The sequence below is a fragment of the Arthrobacter sp. NPDC057009 genome (genome assembly GCF_042673905.1).
GTDB lineage: Bacteria > Actinomycetota > Actinomycetes > Actinomycetales > Micrococcaceae > Arthrobacter.
Genome location: NZ_JBHUSB010000029.1, coordinates 1 through 18,127 on the forward strand (window position 1 = coordinate 1; position 18,127 = coordinate 18,127).

Annotated in this window: 16 protein-coding genes; 8 read left to right on the forward strand and 8 right to left on the reverse strand. The window is 64.0% G+C overall.

The features are described from left to right. Window positions 1–176: 176 nt before the first annotated feature. Together ACFTR6_RS20360 and ACFTR6_RS20365 are read right to left on the reverse strand one after the other, a co-directional pair. Window positions 177–1,553: an SLC13 family permease gene (locus tag ACFTR6_RS20360; protein WP_377959253.1), complete on the reverse strand. Its 1,377-nt coding sequence runs from the start codon at window positions 1,551–1,553 to the stop codon at window positions 177–179. Window positions 1,554–1,565: 12 nt separating this feature from the next. Continuing rightward, window positions 1,566–2,384 carry an Asp/Glu racemase gene (locus tag ACFTR6_RS20365; RefSeq protein ID WP_377959254.1) on the reverse strand — a complete coding sequence of 273 codons (819 nt, stop codon included), beginning with the start codon at window positions 2,382–2,384 and terminating at the stop codon, window positions 1,566–1,568. Window positions 2,385–2,590: 206 nt separating this feature from the next. On the opposite strand from ACFTR6_RS20365, the gene ACFTR6_RS20370 reads away from it, so the two are divergent. Beyond that, window positions 2,591–3,343, forward strand: a complete 753-nt coding sequence (locus ACFTR6_RS20370) for an IclR family transcriptional regulator (RefSeq protein WP_377959255.1) — start codon at window positions 2,591–2,593, stop codon at window positions 3,341–3,343. A 183-nt stretch (window positions 3,344–3,526) separates the two neighbouring features. Here the strand turns inward: ACFTR6_RS20370 and ACFTR6_RS20375 are convergent, their stop codons facing one another. Then, the gene (locus ACFTR6_RS20375; RefSeq protein ID WP_076798536.1) at window positions 3,527–3,901 is read right to left on the reverse strand and encodes a PH domain-containing protein; all 375 of its coding nucleotides are present in this window, start codon (window positions 3,899–3,901) and stop codon (window positions 3,527–3,529) included. A gap of 219 nt (window positions 3,902–4,120) precedes the next feature. Between ACFTR6_RS20375 and ACFTR6_RS20380 the strand changes: the two genes are divergently transcribed. The 3 genes from ACFTR6_RS20380 to ACFTR6_RS20390 all read left to right on the forward strand — a co-directional run bounded on the left by ACFTR6_RS20380 (window position 4,121) and on the right by ACFTR6_RS20390 (window position 8,124). Beyond that, window positions 4,121–5,413 (forward strand): S8 family serine peptidase, encoded by a 1,293-nt coding sequence (locus ACFTR6_RS20380; protein WP_377959256.1) that lies wholly within the window; start codon window positions 4,121–4,123, stop codon window positions 5,411–5,413. Between the two features lie 188 nt (window positions 5,414–5,601). Next, complete coding sequence (locus tag ACFTR6_RS20385) at window positions 5,602–6,843, forward strand: S8 family serine peptidase (RefSeq protein ID WP_377959257.1); 1,242 nt, start codon at window positions 5,602–5,604, stop codon at window positions 6,841–6,843. A 300-nt stretch (window positions 6,844–7,143) separates the two neighbouring features. Beyond that, window positions 7,144–8,124 (forward strand): Ltp family lipoprotein, encoded by a 981-nt coding sequence (locus ACFTR6_RS20390; protein WP_377959258.1) that lies wholly within the window; start codon window positions 7,144–7,146, stop codon window positions 8,122–8,124. A 212-nt stretch (window positions 8,125–8,336) separates the two neighbouring features. Here ACFTR6_RS20390 and ACFTR6_RS20395 read toward each other — a convergent pair whose 3' ends face one another. Continuing rightward, window positions 8,337–9,119, reverse strand: a complete 783-nt coding sequence (locus ACFTR6_RS20395) for a GntR family transcriptional regulator (RefSeq protein ID WP_377959259.1) — start codon at window positions 9,117–9,119, stop codon at window positions 8,337–8,339. Window positions 9,120–9,242: 123 nt separating this feature from the next. On the opposite strand from ACFTR6_RS20395, the gene ACFTR6_RS20400 reads away from it, so the two are divergent. The 4 genes from ACFTR6_RS20400 (at window position 9,243) to ACFTR6_RS20415 (ending at window position 11,313) form a co-directional block, all read left to right on the forward strand. Then, window positions 9,243–9,446 (forward strand): antitoxin MazE family protein, encoded by a 204-nt coding sequence (locus ACFTR6_RS20400; protein ID WP_087872928.1) that lies wholly within the window; start codon window positions 9,243–9,245, stop codon window positions 9,444–9,446. Then, a complete protein-coding gene (locus ACFTR6_RS20405) occupies window positions 9,443–9,769 on the forward strand; it encodes a type II toxin-antitoxin system PemK/MazF family toxin (RefSeq protein ID WP_076798531.1) in 327 nt (108 codons plus the stop codon). Before ACFTR6_RS20400 ends, ACFTR6_RS20405 begins: the two co-directional genes overlap by 4 nt. Before the next feature lie 314 nt (window positions 9,770–10,083). Further along, the gene (locus ACFTR6_RS20410; RefSeq protein WP_377959260.1) at window positions 10,084–10,356 is read left to right on the forward strand and encodes an ATP-binding protein; all 273 of its coding nucleotides are present in this window, start codon (window positions 10,084–10,086) and stop codon (window positions 10,354–10,356) included. 132 nt (window positions 10,357–10,488) lie between these two features. Next, entirely contained in the window at window positions 10,489–11,313 is an 825-nt protein-coding gene (locus ACFTR6_RS20415; protein WP_377959261.1) for a hypothetical protein, read from the forward strand. Here ACFTR6_RS20415 and ACFTR6_RS20420 read toward each other — a convergent pair. From ACFTR6_RS20420 to ACFTR6_RS20435, 4 genes are read right to left on the reverse strand one after another with little or no spacing between them, the layout of a single operon-like run. After that, entirely contained in the window at window positions 11,310–12,572 is a 1,263-nt protein-coding gene (locus ACFTR6_RS20420) for a Wadjet anti-phage system protein JetD domain-containing protein (RefSeq protein ID WP_377959262.1), read from the reverse strand. The genes ACFTR6_RS20415 and ACFTR6_RS20420 overlap by 4 nt on opposite strands. Continuing rightward, complete coding sequence (locus ACFTR6_RS20425) at window positions 12,562–15,957, reverse strand: ATP-binding protein (RefSeq protein WP_377959263.1); 3,396 nt, start codon at window positions 15,955–15,957, stop codon at window positions 12,562–12,564. Before ACFTR6_RS20425 ends, ACFTR6_RS20420 begins: the two co-directional genes overlap by 11 nt. After that, complete coding sequence (locus tag ACFTR6_RS20430; protein ID WP_377959264.1) at window positions 15,954–16,613, reverse strand: DUF4194 domain-containing protein; 660 nt, start codon at window positions 16,611–16,613, stop codon at window positions 15,954–15,956. The genes ACFTR6_RS20425 and ACFTR6_RS20430 overlap by 4 nt, the downstream gene beginning before the upstream one ends. Further along, window positions 16,610–18,052, reverse strand: a complete 1,443-nt coding sequence (locus tag ACFTR6_RS20435) for a DUF3375 domain-containing protein (RefSeq protein WP_377959265.1) — start codon at window positions 18,050–18,052, stop codon at window positions 16,610–16,612. The genes ACFTR6_RS20430 and ACFTR6_RS20435 overlap by 4 nt, the downstream gene beginning before the upstream one ends. Window positions 18,053–18,127 lie beyond the last annotated feature (75 nt).

The following is an 18,127-nucleotide window of genomic DNA, read 5'->3' on the forward strand; positions in this document are numbered from 1 at the left end:
GCTCCGACCACCCGCACATGCCTGAGAAGCCGGGCAAAGCGCTCACGCACCCGCCCAACCCCTCAAAAAGCCCCTAGTTCAGCAGTCTCCTAGGGCCAGCCGGCCCGCGTTGTGTGGGAAAGAGAAAGGGAAGGGATGCCCGGCCAGGACATCCCTTCCCCTTCAGCCCGGGACTCTTAGCCGAGCCCGAGCTGGACGAACAGGAACCAGACGAGGAGCGGCACCACACCGATCATCGCGATAGCCCACAGCAGCAGCGCGCGGAAGAACATCCGCTCATCCTTGGGCTGGGCGCTCGCCATCAGCAGGGCGCCGCTGGTGGACATGGGGCTGACATCAACCACTGAGGAGCTGATGGCGATGGCCGTCACCACTCCCACGGGGGTGAGCAGCGGGTCCATGGCGATGGGCTCAATCACCGGGCTGATGACACCCAGGGTTCCGGTAGTGGAGGCGAAGGCTGAAACGATGGCCACCACGTAGCTGGCGATCAGCGCGGCGAGGGAACTGTTGCCCAGGCCCGCGATGCCTTCCTGGAGCTCCTTCAGCGCACCCATTTTCTCCAGCATGCCCACGTAGGTGACGATGCCGGTCACCAGGATAATGGCCGACCACGGCATGCTTTCCACCGCCGGCTTCTGGACGCTGGAGTCCAGGATGATCAGTACCGCGGCGATGACCAGCGAGGCAACTCCCACATCAAGTCCCAGGACGGTGGTGAGCACCAGCAGGGAGGCGATGCCCACCAGCGTGAGGACGCGCATGGGGGTTGCGGCCACCTTCTCCGGGCTGGTCCTGGTCCCGGCGGCCACAGCGGTCTGTGCCGGTGCGGTGAGCACCGCCGTTCCGGCGCCCCCGGAACCTGAAACGCCGCTCCCTTGGGGTGCGTCAGCGCCGCCGTCGTTCTTCACGGCACTGTCGCCGCCGGCGACACCTGCCTTGGCCGCCCGGCGCTTCATGATGGCCTGCACCAGGACGTAGGCGATCACGGCAAGGATGGCGTTGAAGACGAAGCAGTACGCGTAGAGCTTGAATGAACCGTCCGCGGCGCCGGCGCCGTCCAGCATCTTGTTGCCGAGCACGCCGAAGGGGTTGACCGGAGAGAATGCACCGGCGTTCGCGCCCTGGACGATGACCAGGCCCATGGCCAGGGTGCTGATGCCGAACCGCGTGCCCAGCGCCAGGCCCACCGGCGCCACGATGGCAATGGCGGCGGGCGTGAAAGCACCGGCAGAAGCCAGGGCTGCCGTCAGCAGGAACATCAGGATGGGGACCAGGATCTTCCGGTCGCCGGCGAGCCGTTCAGCCCAGTAGGCCAGCAGGTCTATGGTGCCGTTGATCCGGACGATGGCGAACAGCAGGGTAGCGCCCACCAGGATGAAGAAAAGCCCGGCGGGGAATTGTCCGATGACGTCCTTGATGGACATGCCGGCCAGGAGGGTGCCCACGCCGAACGCGGCGACGGTGGCCAGCAGCCCGGCGTTGATCTTGGTGAAGGACCCGACGGCGAAGGCCGCCACCAGCACCAGGAACGCGATGAGTGACAGCGACATGGTGCCAACCGCCTACGCGTTTGCCGGGGTGAGGACGCCGGCGCCGGACAGCAGGCTGCCCGCGCCGCTGATGGCGGGCTGGTGGCCCAGGGCCTTGAGGATCTCGTAGGTGGTGGCCGTGGCCGCCGTGATGACCGGGAGTCCCAGCTCGTCCTCCACTGCCTGGACCGCGGCGAGCGACGGCATCTGGACACAGGCGGACAGGACGACGGCGTCCGCGCCCTCGCGCTGCAGGCTGCGGGCCAGCGCGGGCAGGTTCTGCGGGTCGAGGCAGCCAACTTCGAGGTTGTCCGCTACTTCGAGGCTGATGGCGTCCAGCACAGTGATGCCGGAGCCTTCGATGTAGTCCACCACCATCTTGGTCAGCGGCTTCATGTAAGGGGTGATCATGGCGACCTTGCGGGCACCGATTTCGTGCAGGGTGCGGACCAGGGCGCCGGCGCTGCTGGTGACCGGGGCGGGGTGTCCGTTGCCGGCTGCGGCGTCGGCGATGACCTTCTCGGAGCCCTCGTGGGCTTCGGGGCCCTGGGCCATGACGGCCACCAGGCAGGCGTATGCGATGACGTCCACGTCGGCGTCGGAGACCGCTTCGGCGCACTGGGCTGCCTTGCCCACCATGGCCAGGAGTTCTTCCTTGGTGACCTTCTTCATGCCGGCGCGGGCGGAGTGGAAGGTGTACTTGTGGCCGGTGGCCTCGGCCTGGCGCCGGAACAGTTCCGGCAGCTCGGTCTCCATGGTGGTGTTGGAGCTGGGAACGATCAGTCCCACGCGGCTGGCACCGGGGCGCTTCGGCTCGGGGGCGGTTTCGCAGGTTACAGCGGGGGTGCTCATGGCTTCTCCACGTCGTTGTGTTGGGGATCATCGGGTAAACCCATAAAGTGGGTTCTAATCCCATGATGTGGGTCACCTGCGCGGGATGTCAAATGGATCACGTGCCTGGCGCTGCTCCCGGCTCACTAAGCTGGAGGCTGCCGGAGTAAGAAGATCGAAGGGGCGTTTGAACAGTGGTCAAGGAACCGGGAGCTGGGGCTTCCCCCTTGTTGGTCCTGCACAAGGTGGCGGAGATTCTGGACTGTTTCTCGGTGGCGGAGCCCGAGCCGACGCTGCAGCAGATCATCCGCAAGACGGGGCTGCCGTCCAGCACCTGCCAGCGGCTAGTGCAGAACATGCTGCGGGAAGGGTTTTTGGACCGCGACGGCGACCGGTACCGGATCGGTATCGGACTGGTCCGCTGGGCTACTCCCGGGACGTTCGGGCTGGACGTGGTCCGGCTGGTGAAACCGGTCCTGCAGCAGTTGCGCGACGACACCGGCGAAACTGCCTGCCTGTACGTCCGGGACGGGGCCTTCCGGACCATCGTTGCGGTGGCCGAGACGCGGCATGTGGTGATGCGGCCGTTCATGGTGGGCATGGTCATGCCGCTGCACGCAGGCGCTCCTGGCAAGGTTTTCCTGGCGTTCGACCCCGGGGCCTGGGATGCTTTGGACGAGCACGGGCTCGAGGGCTTTACGCCGGATACCCCGGTGTCCCTGCAGACGCTCCGGGAGCAGGCGGCTGTTGCCCGCGAGCAAGGGTTTTTTGCGGCCTTCGGGGAACGCAACCCGGATGTGGGTTCCATCAGCGCGCCGGTGTTCGACCATGCCGGACGGCTTGCGTGCGCTGTGGGCCTGGGGTTCCCTACCCAGCGGATTGGGCCCGCCGATGTCGAGCGGCTGGGGCCGGTGGTAGCCCGTGCGGGACTGGAAGCCAGCCGTGCACTGGGGTACGACAGCAGCCAAACCATCGGGTGAACCCGCCGGAGTAGGCATGGCTGCGGCGCGGCGCGGGCTGTTTGATTCGGAGGGTTCGACGGCGGCATTTGCCGCCGCGGGGCCGTTGGCCGTTGGTTGAGCTTTTCGAAACCACCGACTGCTCAAATGCGGAAACGGCGGGGGAGTGCGTTGTCCTCCCCGCCGTTTCCGTTTTGTGCAGTCTTAGTGCTGCGACCCAATGACTGAATGCGCGATCAGCATGTCGAGGCGACGAATGTCCACCTTCTTGCCCACCTTGATCTTGACGTGGCCTGCTCGAGTCCACAGCTCCAGTTCGGCGTCGAGGTCAAATTTTCCGGCATTCTCGGAGGACCACATGTTGATGGCGGTGTACGGCAGCGAGTACACCTCCACCTTCTTCCCGGTGAGGCCCTGCGCGTCGCGCACAATCATGCGTTTGGTCGTAAAGATGGCGCTGTCCCGGAAGGTCCGGTAGGCGGCAACCGGCTGCTCGCCAGGGAGCATCAATTCCATCACGTCATGTGGAATAGGACATTCTTCAACGAACATCCACGTGGTTACTGCTGCTGCCTCCATAAGGGAGCCCCCTCTTCCTTGTTATACGAACTCAGCCAGTCTCTCAAATGACGTGGCCGCGGGCGTTCTGACGCGCTCTACGCCGTGCCGCCGTCGCCCTTTTAGTCTTAGGTGGCGGAGGCGCGCCGCCAGCGGAAGCCACCGGGTAAGGAGGAAATTCACAGGTAATTTTCCGGCAGGTGCTACCTAGCTCATCCAGATTGAAGCAAGATGCTCCTCATGAAAAAACACGTTATGGCCAGCCTCGCCGCCGTAGTCGTAGGTTTTGGCGCGATCACCGCAGTTGGGCCAAGCAACGCGGCAACGGAGCCGCAGCAGATCCCAGGCCAGATCATCGTCAAGTTCCGCGACAACGCCGCCGCAGCCGGCCTGCTGCGCATGAACGGTCTCAGCGAAGGCGCTGGCATCGGCAGCACCGGGGCGCACCTCATCAAAGTGCCTGCCGGCAAGGAATCCCAGCTCATTGAATCCCTGAGCCGGAACCCCAACGTTGAATACGCCGAGCCGGACCAGCTCGTTACCGCCGCCGTCGATGAACCCGACCCGGACTATTTTCCCCGCCAGTATGCACTGCACAACGAGGGCCAGTCGTTTACCAGCACCAACGACACGGTGACCGTCACCGCAGGCAAGGCCGACGCCGATGTGGACGCCGTCGAAGCGTGGAGCGTCACTACGGGAGGCGGCATCACGGGAGGCGGCATCAAGGTTGCCGTGCTGGACACGGGTGTCGCCAGCGACAACGACGACATCGCGGCGAAGGTTGTTCTCAGTGCCAACTTCAGCACCGCGGCCACGGGCGAAGATAACTACGGCCACGGTACGCACGTGGCCGGTATTATCGCCGCCACCAGGGACACGGAGGGTGTCTCGGGTGTTTGCCCGGACTGCTCCATCCTGGACGGCAAAGTCCTGAACGACGACGGTTCCGGCTCCACCTCGTCCATCGTGAATGGCATCAACTGGGCGGTTGAAAACGGCGCCCAGGTCATCAACATGAGCCTTGGACAGCGCGTTTCATCGCGGGCCCTCGAAGCTGCCGTCAACAACGCATGGAAGAGCGGGGTGGTGATCGTGGCCGCGGCCGGTAACGCCGGTACCCAGGCACCGATCTACCCGGGCGCTTACACCAACGTCCTGTCCGTGGCCGCGACCGACAACAACGATGCCAAAGCCTCCTTCTCAACCTACGGCAAATGGGTGGACGTGGCAGCGCCGGGCGTCAATGTCTACTCGACCTTTCCGAAGCATCCCTTCGTCCTGGGCAAGCAGAACGGCCGGTCAATGGGCTATGACATTGCCAGCGGCACGTCCATGGCCTCGCCAGTTGTTGCCGGCATTGCCGCGCTTGTCTGGAGCACGCCTGCCGGCACGGACAACAAGTCAGTCCGCGCAAAAGTCGAATCGACGGCTGACCCGATTATCGGCACAGGCAGCAGTTGGGCTAAGGGCCGCGTGAACGCGTGCCGGGCTGTGGTTGGAGTCTGCGACCAGCCAATGAGACAGCAGTAGGACCGGAGCGACTGCAAAGGCGTCGGCAATAACTGCAATTGGATAAGGTGCTCCGCCGGTGAACCGGCGGAGCACCTTTGTATTGAGTTACTGAGGCAGGGCTTGCCGCGGCACCCTTGGCACACACGCGGGTGTAATTTTCCGGCAGACGCTACCTCGCCCGTGCGGATTGACGGAAAATTCTGCCTATGAAAAAGGTAGTTATAGCTGGCCTCGCCACGGTGCTCCTCGGGTTTGGTGCAGTCACCGCAGCAGGCCCAGGCAACGCGGCAACGGAGCCGCAACAGGCCACGAGCCAGATCATCGTCAAGTTCCGGGATCACGACACCGCCGCCGACGTACTCCGCCAGCAAGGCCTCAGCAACGGTGCCAGCATTGGCAGCACGGGAGCTCAGGTGATCAAGGTGCGGGCGGGCCAGGAAGCCTCACTCATCGAAACGTTGAACCGCAACCCCGCCGTCGAGTATGCAGAGCCGGACGAGGTAGTCACGGCGGCCACCTCTGACCAGTACTTCCCCCGGCAATATGCCCTCCAGAACACCGCCCAGTCGTTCACCAACACTGCCAGCACGCTCACAGTGCCCGCGGGAACAGCTGATGCCGACGTCGACGCCGTCGAAGCATGGAACGTCACCACCGGCAGCGGCATCAAAGTCGCTGTTCTCGACTCAGGCGTAGCCAGCGACAACCCCGACATCAACCCGAAGGTTGTCCTGCGGGCCAACTTCAGCAGCGCTGCCACCAACGAAGACAACTACGGCCACGGCACCCATGTGGCCGGCATTGTCGCAGCCAGCTACAACAACACGGTCGGTGTTGCCGGAACGTGCCCGGGTTGTTCGATTCTTGCCGGCAAGGTGCTCAACGACAGCGGGGTAGGATCCAGCTCCAGTCTTGCCAACGGCATCAACTGGGCCGTCACTAACGGTGCGAAGGTCATCAACATGAGCATCGGCGTCCGGGCGTCACGCACCCTCGAAGCTGCCATCAACAACGCCTGGAGCAAGGGCGTGGTGCTCGTTGCCGCAGCAGGCAACGGCGGCAACCAGACCAAGATCTACCCGGCTGCATACCCCAACGTCATGGCCGTCGCAGCTACGGACAACAAGGACGCCAAGGCATCCTTCTCGACCTACGGGGCCAGCTGGGTGGATGTGGCAGCTCCCGGAGTCAATGTTTATTCGACGTTCCCGAACCACAAGTTCGTCATCGGGACACAGAACAACCGCTCCCTCGGTTACGACGTGGGCAACGGGACCTCGATGTCCTCGCCTATCGTCGCTGCAACTGCGGCCCTTGCTTGGAGCTCCCACCCGGGGGCGACAAACACGTCAGTCCGCGCGATTGTGGAGTCAACCGCTGACAAAATTTCCGGATCGGGCACCTTCTGGGCCTATGGTCGCGTAAATGCAGACAAGGCTGTTCGTTAGCCGAAGCTCTAACCAAGAAGGCTCCGCCAGCACGTCAGCTGGCGGAGTCTTTTGCATCGTTACGAGTCTGACGCACGCCACACCTTTGCTAATCCTGCGCAGAACCTTGCGTTCAGCATGGCCAAATCTAAGCAGAAATTGAGCGTGCGGCATAAGCATGGAAGCGGAGTAAACGGCTTGTGGGGAAGCCGGCTTTCAATGGGAAATCCAGATGCCCTCAAGACGAGCCCAAGCGCCGGCCGGCTGACGTCCTGGAAAGGACGTTCTGCGGGTCTGTCATCTTCCTATGAAAGGACTCTAATGAGCCAACCCCAGAACTTCTCCCCCTATCCCGTTGCGTACGGCTACGGACAGTCACCGCAGAGTACTAAGTCTTTCCTTGTGACATGGCTGCTTTCCCTGCTCGTCGGCATTCTGGGCATCGACCGGTTCTACTTGGGCAAAGTGGGAACCGGCGCCCTCAAGCTGATCACCTTTGGTGGCCTGGGCATTTGGGCACTGATCGACCTCATCCTCGTGCTGGCGAACAAGACCAGGGACAAGCACGGTCTCCCGCTGGAGGGTTACGACCGGCACAAGAAAGTTGCCTTGATCGTCACGGGCGTCTTCGTTCTCCTCAGCCTTATCTTCAACGCCACCCGCGGGGAAGCTGCCCCATCGTCCATTTCCACCGTGGCTGACTCTGCTGCGGCCCCGACAGAGACTGCAGCTCCGGATCCCGCCGCCGAAAAGGCTGCGGCTGAAGCGGAGGCCAAGGCGGAGGCCGAGGCCAAAGCGAAGGCTGAGGAGGACGCTGCTGCCAAGGCAGAGGCCGACGCTGCTGCAAAAGCTGAGGCGGAAGCCGCCGCCAAGGAAGCCAAGGCTAAGGCTGACGCTGAGGCCAAGGCAAAGGCCGAGGCGGATGCCAAAGCGAAGGCCGAAGCTGAGGCCAAGGCGAAGGCGGAAGCTGAGGCTGCTGCCAAAGCTGCTGCTGAGGCCGCTGCCAAGGCTGGGACGGTTAGTCAGCAGAACGCCCTGCGGAAAGCTGAGTCTTACCTCGACTACCAGGCCTTCTCGCGCACGGGCCTGATTGGACAACTGGAGTTTGAGGGGTTCTCGACGGCGGATTCGACTTGGGCCGTTGACCGTGTGACGGTCAACTGGAATGAGCAGGCAGCCAAAAAAGCCAAGGACTACCTCGACTACCAGGCCTTCTCGCGTTCCGGGCTTGTCGACCAGCTGATCTTCGAGGGCTACACCCCGGCGCAGGCCGAGTACGGAGTAAGCAAGACTGGTCTCTAGGCGCCTGGGAGGAACCTGGCCGTCATTGGAGTGTGCAGCTTCAAGGTATAAAAAGGCACAAAAAATTGCCCCGGCCGTTCGCGGCCGGGGCAATGCCTGTTGTAAAAGCTCCTCAGACTGCACCAGTTGTAAAAGCTCCTCAGACTGCACCAGCTTCATCTAAGGAGACGCTTAGTAGCGTCAATGTTTGGTGTGAGCCGGATCGGGGTGGGTCAGGACGGGAGCGACTGCATGACCGAGAGGTGTCCGGCGCGGTCGGCGATGAGGCACTTGGCCAGGTAGAAGGGCCGGTTGCCATGCCGGACGTACTGGGTGAGCACGAGTACCGGGTCCGAGGGCCGCAGATCCAGCAGCTTGGCGCGGCTCGGGCCGACCTGGCTGAGGCTGATCTGGCACTCGCCCGGCCCGAGTCCCCGGCCCGCCGCCTTGTTGAGGGCCGTGAGCAAGGTGGTGCCGCCGTCGTCGTTAATTTCCAACGGCTTGGGGGTGCTGCCGGCGAAGCTGACGGGGAGGGCGGAGATGTTTTCCTGCAGGTGCGCGATGGGTTCGCCGTCGCGGATGAGGACGGATTCCCAGAGCCAGACGTCGCTGCCGGGATCGACGCCGACGCCGGGGGCCACGAACTCGGAGGCCGGCTGCTTTTCCACCTGGATGCGCTTGATCTGGACCTGGTGGCCGGGGCCGCCGAGGACCTCCTCGAAGGGGCGGATGCGTTCGATACCGATGCGGGGGAGGGTGTCGGAGACGAACCGGCCGACGCCGCGGCGGGCCCGGATGAGGCCGTCCTCCTCGAGCAGCATGAGGGCCTCGCGGACGACGGTGCGGCTGACCTTCATGTCGGTGCCGAGTTCGGTCTCGGTGGGGAGCATGGAGCCGGGCTGGAGCAGGTTGTTGCGGATGGCTTCGGCGATCCGTGAGTAGACGGCGACCCGGAGCGGTGAGCCGGGCTGGGCCTCCACCGGTTGGGACAGGAACCGGACGGCGTCCTCGTGCACGTTATGCCTCGCTTGGGTTTGTTTTGGGAACTTCCAGCGTAGCAAGTGGTACGGGCTTGTTGGACAAGCCCCGTTATGCCGGATCACGGGCACACGCAAGAACGTTACATGTAACATGGATTCATGAGCGTAAGGGATCGGGTTGCACGGCACCGGATTGCCATGCGTGAGCGCGGATTCCGGCAGATTCAGATGTGGGTGCCGGATGTGCGCACGGAGAAGTTTAGGGACGAAGCGCGACGCCAGGCGCTGGCCGTTGCCGCTTCGGACCGGGCGACGGACGACCAGGATTTCGTCGAACAGATTGCGGAAGACTGGCGGGAGTGAATCGCGGTGAGCTGTGGACGGTGTCCGGCGGAACGTATGCGCAGAAGCCCCGACCCGCACTCATCATTCAGGATGACCTTTTCGAAGCGTCGGAGTCGGTCACGCTCCTGCCGCTGACGTCCCATCTGACTGACGCCCCGCTCCTGAGGCTGACGGTGGAACCGGGGCAGCTCACCGGTTTGGAACTCGTCAGCCAGATTATGGTGGACAAGCTGACAACAGTCCGTCGCAGTAACCTGGGGCAGCGGATAGGCCGAATAGATTCCAAAACGATGGTTGCAGTTGAACAATCCCTTGCCGTCTTTCTCGGGCTGGGGCGCTGAATTTGCCAGGTCCAGTCACCGGAGACGGTCCAGCGCCCAGTCCCAACGGATGAGTTCCTGTTCGAGGCGTACGGCCGGTCCGTAGGCGTGGCGAGGAACGCGTTGAACGCCACCACTTCGTGGATGGTGTTCTGGTTCAGCGACTCCTTGAAGTGCGCCTCAAACCGGGGGAGGTCGTTGCTGACCAGCTGGTCCAGCAGCCGGTTGTAGTCCGGCGCGGCCTCGAGCCAGAACAGGTCTGCCCCGGGTTTATTGATTTTTAGTCACTTTATTAGAATCCAATAAAGCGGGATAAAAGTTGTAAGCTCGGTCGTGTGGACCCCATAAGCAATCCCTACACGCCCAATGCCGGTGCTACTCCCGAGATCGTCATCGGACGAGACGAGTTGCTGGAGGACTTCAAAGTGCTCCTCCACCGCCTGGGCCGCGGACGGACGAATCAATCCATGATCGTCACTGGTCTGCGCGGCGTTGGGAAGACTGTGCTGCTGGGAGAGTTCCGCCAGATAGCCGAGGAATTCAAGTGGAGAGTCCTTGAGTTGGAGGCCAGCAAGCATGACGACAGTCACTTCCGGCAGACGGTTTAGTCGCAGCTTCGGGCAGCGCTTTTTCAGATTTCGCCCAAGGCCAAGTGGGGAGAGAAGGCCAGGAAAGCAGCTCAAGTCCTCCAGTCCTTCAGCCTTTCCATCGACCCGTCGTCAGGGGCCCCGACATTGTCCTTGGACGTCGACCCCGCCGAGGGGTTTGCCGATCACGGGAACCTCACCCTGGATTTGACGGACGTCCTGGTTTCCATCGGCGAAGCTGCGCGGGAACATGCGACAGGGCTAGTTTTGCTGTTTGATGAGGTCCAGTTCCTGAGCCAGACGCAGCTGGAAGCCGTTATTCAGGCAATACATAAGACGGTTCAACGAAAGCTCCCAGTAACCTTTGTAGGAGCCGGCCTGCCCCAGATCGCGGAGCTCGCAGGTGATGCAAAATCCTACGCCGAGCGGCTTTTCAAGTTTCCAAAAATCGGCTCGCTCGATGTGGAAGATGCAAAGAAGGCTCTCGCCGAGCCTGCTCACATTGAAGGTGTGTCGTTCAGCGACGACGCCCTGAACCGGGCGTTTGAGCTTACGGAGGGCTATCCATACTTCGTTCAAGAGCTTGGGTACCAGGTATGGGCAGTGGCTGACGGCGATGTCATCACGCTTGAAGACGTAGAGGATGCAAAGGACGCGTACGAGGCCAAGCTTGATTCCTCCTTCTTCCGCGTCCGTTTGGATAGGGCCACTCAACTGCAGATTGCCTACATGCGAGCAATGGCACAGCTCGGCCCTGACTCGCAAAAGGCCGCAGATGTGGCTGCTGTCATGGGACGAGAGTCGACCCAGCTAGCCCCCACCAGATCTGAGCTCATCAACATGGGGCTCCTCTATACCCCCTCCCACGGCTACGCGGGGTTCACTGTGCCTCACTTCGACCGCTTCATGCTCCGAGCTGTGCCGGACTTAGATGTTCCTCCTGTGCAGAAGAGACGCTCCAAAGCCAAAAAGCACTAGCGGAGCCGCTCCAGCGCCCAGTCCCAGCGGATGAGTTCCTGTTCGAGGCGTACGGCTGAACCGTGGGTGTCGCTGCTCAGCGCTTCATAGAGCGCCAACTCCTCCGCAGTGAGCCTGGTCAACGCAGCTTTCGACGGCGACGGTTCCTCACCCCACGCATGGCGGTGGGCGAGCAGGGTTTCCTCGTCCATCAGCACGCTCTCCACGTGCGGGTGCACTGCGCGAAGCTGATCCAAGATTCTGAAACCGTGCGTATCGATGTCGCCCCAGTACAGGACCCCGCGGTCGCGAAGCCACGCCGCATCACGTAGGGAAGAGAATCCGTAGCCTGCTCCATAGAGCGCCAGCGTTCCGGGGCGCTCCGGAAGCGCGAGGAAGTTGACCAGGTTCTCGGTCGCTATCACGGTGTGCACGGGCAGTTGCAACGTGCTGAATGCCTCCGCCGTGACGGTGATGTCCCGGGCGTTGCCCAGCGCAGGAACCGCGGGGTCGAGGATGCGGAACCGGACGAGCTCGGGTGGATGCAGGAACCCGTGGCGTCGGGCAAAGCGTGCCGCCGGGGTGCGGCCGGCACCGTCGTCCAACGCAACGGTTGGGCTATCTGCCTCAACGGGTGCTTCCGCGGGGTCTCCCAGGACAGCTTCCGCGCCGTCCTCATCGTCACCACCGTCAGCATCCTGTACGACGGCGGCGAGCAGTTGGTCAATAACCTGCCGGTTCCGCTCGATGAACTTGGTGTGCACTCCGGGCAGTCCCAGCTGCCGGACGTAGATTCCCGGCTCCCGATTGTCCCGTAGCCACAGCGCCACCCGCGCGGCGGTCAGGGCGTCAGCGCCCAGCTCCAAAACCTTCAGGGGACGCCGAGCTGCCCAGGTCAGAAGCAGCGGATCGAGTTCACCCAGCTGCGACGCCAGCGCCCGTAACTGCGCCGCCTCCCGGGACTTCCCGACAAACCCGATCTCGTCCTCGACAGTCCCAAACACCGCCGCAGCCGGAATTCGGTTGGAGCCCACCGTCCGGCGCCCCACCTCCGCTGTCTCCAGCTCGTACGGGCCGGCACCAGCGAACAGCTCAGCCGCCCACCGCTGGGCCGCAGCGTAATCGCTCAACAGGGCTGCCGCCGTCGGACGTTTCAAAACACGGCGGCGCGGATACGCGCCCGACGGTTCCAACAATTCCCGCAGCAGCGCCCCGCTGTTCCACGCCTTCAGCGACAGCGCCCGCAGCCCGGAAACAGTAGTCCAGGACTCAACCGGCACGCCGGTCCCGTTCGTCGCGGTACTCCTGGATGGTCATGTTGCGCAGCTGCGAGTCGTCGCCGTTGGTGTTCGCCACAAACCCCACGTGCGAGACGAACGGCTCGATCACGTGGATCTTCTGCAGCGGCGTGACGATCAGCAGCTGCAGCTTCATCCGCTGGAACAGCTGCAGCCCGTACCGCGCGGACTCGTCCGAGCCGCGCCCGAACGCCTCGTCGATCACCACGAACCGGAAACTCCGGCCGCTCTTCGCATTCTTGGAGGCGGTAACACCCGACCCCAGCCCGAACTGGAACGCCAGCGCCGCAGCCAGGATGGTGTACGCCAGCTTCTCCTTCTGGCCGCCCGACTTGCCGCCGGAATCGGTGAAGTGCTCGAACTCCTCGCCGGTCTCGGTCCATTTCTCCGACGCCGAGAACGTGAACCAGTTCCGCACATCCGTGACCTTGGCCGTCCACCGCTCATCCAGGGTGGTCAGGCCCTCGCGTCCCCGGAAGCGCTCGATCAGGCGCTCCACCTGCAGGTACTTCTGCTCTGAGTACTGGTCCTCGTCGCCGATGGTGCCCTCTGAGCACGCCCGCAGATCGACGCCGAACTCACGAACGTCCTGGTCCGAACTGTTCTGGTGCTCCAGCTGGATGTGCCGGCCCGGGTTGTACTCAATCCCGGCCAGCGACTGGTTGATCTCGCCGATCCGGTTCACGATGTCCTGCCGCCGGCTGTCCAGGAACGCGTTGAACGCCACCACCTCATGAATGGTGTTCTGGTTCAGCGACTCCTTGAAGTGCGCCTCGAACCGCGGCAGGTCGTTGCTGACCAGCTGCTCCAGCAGCCGGTTGTAGTCCGCCGCGGCCTCGAGCGCGGCGTCGATGTCCGTGGTCTCGTTCGGGTACTTGTTGCGGAAGTCAGCCATCAGCCGGACTGTGCCCTCCGCCGCCCGCGCGATCCGCTTGGACAGGGCATCAATGGTGTCCGTCAGGCCGGCGCGGACCGAGCTCTCCGCCGTGCCCGTGTTCTTGTACGTCAGTGTCTTGTCCCCGAGCGCCGCCTGGGTGAGCTGTTCGACGGCGGCCAGCACCCCGCCGTCGTCCGTCAGGGGAGTCTCGGCGAGAATGCCGCGGCATTCCTCGATCGCCTCCGCGATGTCCCTCGCGTCCTTCTCGTTCGCGCCCAGGCGCTCGCGCAGCTTGCCGGATCTTTCCTCCAGCCGCTCCAGCTCTTTGCTGACGGCGGATTCCTTGGCGGTCAGCTGCTTGAGCACGTCACTGGCGGTTTCCAGCTCAAGCTTCTCGGCCTTGAGCTCCTCGATCCGCCGCGCCGTGAGTTGCCAGCTGATCTCACCGAAGTCCGCCACCGACCGGACCGTGCCCAGCTGCTGGTTCTGCCGGCCCAGCGCGCCGAGGTTCCCGTTCACCTTGGCCAGCTGCGCCTCCGTGACCCACAGCTGGCCCCTGAGCTCGTCCTGCTCGGCGAGAAAGCGGCTGATCTTGTCGTGGTTGTCCCAGCCGAGCACGTAGTTGCGCCGGTCCGTGAGCTCCCGCCGGTCGTCCTTTTCGTGCCTGCCCCTGCCGCCCTTGAGCTGCCCGTTCACGGTAAGCGCCTTGGGATAGCGGCGGAAATCCTCGAGGGTGTCGCAGCAGTAGTGATCGAACCGGTCGGCGAGCTCGTCCAGCAGGAAGTTGCGGAACGGTGTGTTCGGCTTGATGGCGATCTTCGCAGCCAGCGTCCCCGGCTCCGCCGTCTTGGCCGCCGGGGATTCGCCGATCCGGAGGTAGACCAGCCGGCCCTTCAGGTTGTTGGCATCCACCCAGCTGCTCACCGCCGCGTAGTGTTCGGCCGGCACCAGCAGGGACAGCGCGAAGCCGTGCAGCGTGCGCTCTGCCGCGCCCTCCCACGCGCCCTCACCGTCCCGGACCCGCAGCAGTTCGCCGGCATACGGCAGCGCCGCTTCCGGGATGCCCGTCCCGTCACACAGCCGAAGGCGGAGCTCGAGCTGGGGGATCGGCAGCAGGTTGGGGCGGGACTGCAGGCTGCGCAGCTCGGCGCCGATTTCCGTGAGCCGGTTGTTCAGTCCGGTGCGGGCAATGGTCAGCTGAGTCCGGTCCTCCTGCAGCTCATCGGACTGTTCGGCGAGCTGCTTCTCGACGTCGGCGAGCCGGGCACGGTTGCCATCGAAGAGCACTTTGTCCTCGGGCGGCCGCAGCCCCAGATCCTTCGCGGCCTCCGTGTAGGTGTCGAAGCGCTGCCGCTGAATCCGCGATTCACTGGCCAGCCGGGCGATGTCGGCGTCGATCGCTGCGAGCCGGCCGCCGCCGTTGGTGCGGATGTCCTCCTGCACGGCCTGCAGCTGGCGCCGCTTGTCCGCGATCTCGGTCCGGAGCTTACTGCTGTCCTCCTGCAGCCGTTCACCGGTCCGCTCCAGCTCCTGCTGATGCTCCAGGCTCAGCTGCAGCTTCCGGTCCGTGAACCAAGGGTGCAGCTGATCCCGCTGCTGCCGGGCCAGCTCGTCCTCGCGGCTCAGCTTCGCGTGCTGGGCGGCGCCGTCCCTGATGGGCGTGAGCAGGGCGATCTGGTCCTTCGCCCGCAGCACCGCTTCGTGGGCCTTTTTCAGGTCGTCGAAGTGGTGGATCAGTTTGCCGATCCGCTCGGCGACGTTGTCCTCTTCCAGCATGTTGGTGCGCACGAAGGAGGTGATGTTCTCCACCTGCTTCATGGACACCGTGCGGTGGAACAGCTCCATGGCCTGGTTGCCGCTGATCCCGAACTGCCGCTTGAAGGCCGCGGCGTAGGGCTCGAAGGTGTCATGCACGGCGGCACCGGCTGCACGCAGCTTCTTCTTCAGATTCGCCGGGTCCTGGCCGAAGTTGGAGAAGTCGGCCGCGATGGACTGGTCCGCCTCGGCCAGGGAATAGAACCGGCTGGGCTGCCCCGCCTCCTGCGTGGCCCACAGCGTGATGGCCAGGGTGACCGACTTGCCGAGCACCGCGTTGTGGAAGACCGCGAGCACCACGGTCAGTGCTCCGGTGCTGCGCAGCGCCACCGGCTTGGAGTATTCGCCGCCAATGCTGCGCGTGCTCTTGTGGAAGCCGCGCACGTACGACATCAGCGAGCGTTCCTTCTTCTGCGCGCCCGCCGCCTTGTTGTACTCGATTTTGTGGGCCGGCAGCAGCAGGGTGGTGATCGCGTCCACCACCGTTGATTTGCCCGAGCCGATATCGCCGGTGAGCAGGCTGTTGGCACCATCCAGCCGGAACGTCCGCACGCCCTGGTGGAACGTGCCCCAGTTGAGCAGCTCCAAACGGTGCAGCCGGAAGCCCGGGGGAGTCCCGCCGTCGTCCGCCTTTTCCTCCAGGCTGAAAAGCGTGTCCTGAACTTCAGCGGTCACTTGCTGTCCTCCCCGGAGGTTCCGGTACTCAACGGATCGGCGCCCAGCGTTCCGTCCAGTGTCGCCCGGTAGTCCGCCAGCCGTCTATCGAACTCCTCCATCCACTGGGCGTCCACGAACGCCTTGAGGATGCGGGCCACCTCATACGTGTCCGCCTGCCCCTTGAGCTTCCGCAGAAAGCCGAGCTCCACCACTTTCTTGACGTCTGCCCGGAGCCTGTCCAGAGTCCTGGCCTCGTTGCTGGATTCGGGCCGGAACAGCGAGACCATGTCCACGATGTCCTGCTCGGTCATGATGAGCCTGACCTCGCTGCTGTTGATGTCGAACTCCAGCATGCGGCGGCGGAGGAGGACCAGCAGGAGGCTGACGTTGAAGGTGAGCGTGCGGCGCGCGATGAGCCGGGGGAGCGTGCCGTCCGGATCCTCGCGCGACTTCAGGAACGCGTAGCCCTCGGACTCGTCCAGGATCAGGTCCAGCCCCAGTACGGACACGTAGTCGCGGACCTGGGAGGACAGGCCCAGCAGCGACTGCCAGACCTTCTCGTCCGCTTCGGCGTACAGCACGCCTTTGAAGAGCCGGGTGACGACGCCGGGAAGTTCCTCGGGCGTGCGGCTTTCCGTTTCTGCTGTGGCCGGGAAATTCGCTGCCGGATTCATGTGGGCCTTCCGAAGATGATCTGTTCCAGGGTGGCTTCGCGGATGCTGCCGTCTTCCAGCTGCCAGGCTATGTGCTGCTCGGTCTCCGCGTTGATGGTGGCCCAGTCGGACTCCGTGGCCAGCTGGTAGTAGGCCACAATCTCCGCGAGACCCTGTTGCAAAGGGTGTTTCTTTGTGATGTCCGCCAGGGTGGCCTGTTCCGCTTCGGCAAGGACGGCGTCGATGTTGGCCTTGAGCCGCTCCTTGTCCACGTGGAACTGGCTGAACAGGGCGCCGGCGTCCACGTCCGCGTCGTCGGCGGTTTCGATGTGGTCCTCGACCATGACCCGCCGGCTTGGTTCGTACAGCGGGCGTTCGAACGGCAGGGTGATCTCCACCTGAGGGCCATCGATGGCGATGAAGTCGCCCGACGGCGGTTGTTCCCTTGTTGCCAGCGCGCCCGACTCGACGCTTCGGATCAGCTGCATAATGCGCTTGTTTTCGAGGAACACCTTGTCGTCCAGCAGCCGGCGCATCTGCTGGGACAGCTGGCGGACGGTGGCCTGGGTCTGTTCGACGGCGGGCAGCCAGTCCTGGTGCAGGTTGGTGACGGTGTGCAGGTTCTCGGTGCTGGCCAGGGCTTCGATTTGGGTGGCGCGCTGGAGGAGTTCCTGCAGTTTCCGCCGGGATTCTGGGGACATGAGGTAGTCCCAAAAGCCCTGGAATGTCCGGCCCTGCAGGGAGCTGCTGATGTCCTGCTGGTTGGCGAAGATCGATTCCAGCAGCTCGCCCTGCGTGCCGTCCCAGGTGGCGATCTGCTCGCGGACCTGCCGGTCCAGCTTGCGGAAGTTCTGCTCGACCTCGCGGAAGTCGGAGAGGAGGTCCTTGGCCAGTGCCTGCAGCTGCTGGAAGTGGTCCAGCGCTTCGGGGGCCGTCATGACGCGGATGTTGCCGTCGCGGATGCGCTGCATCTCGGCGTCGATGGCGTCCCGCTGGCTTTGGAGCTCCTTGAGGCGAACCTCGGGATCCGTCTCCGACTGCTGGACCAGCCGCTCCAGGACCGCGAAGATGCTCGTCAGCCGCGACTGGGTGGCGACGAAGTCCCTGCCCTTGAGGCTCTCCACCCAGCGGACCACGTCCTCGGCCGCGGGGGTGAGGTCGTAGCGGGGCTCGTCCTCGTTCTGGATGTAGTACTTCCGCAGCCATGCCCGTTCCGGGGCGGCCCAGTCGTCCAGGTACTCGGCTGCCTGGCGGGGGAACTTGTCCTCGCCGTAGGCATCCCTCAGGCCGAAGAGCACATCGTCGAGGTTGTCGATGAGCTGCTGGCGGCCGAGGTTGCGCTGGTTCGGTCCGGTGAACGCCGCCATGAAAAACGAGATGGCCAGCGGGGCGTTCTGGGCGCGCAGCAAGGACCAGCCTGCATGGTTCTCACGCAGGGCGTTGATTGCGTAGTAGTCCATCCGGTCCTCGGGGTGTGGCGCCTCACTTACCGTCAGTTCACTCTACGGGGCACCGCCGACATCCCAAGCAACGAG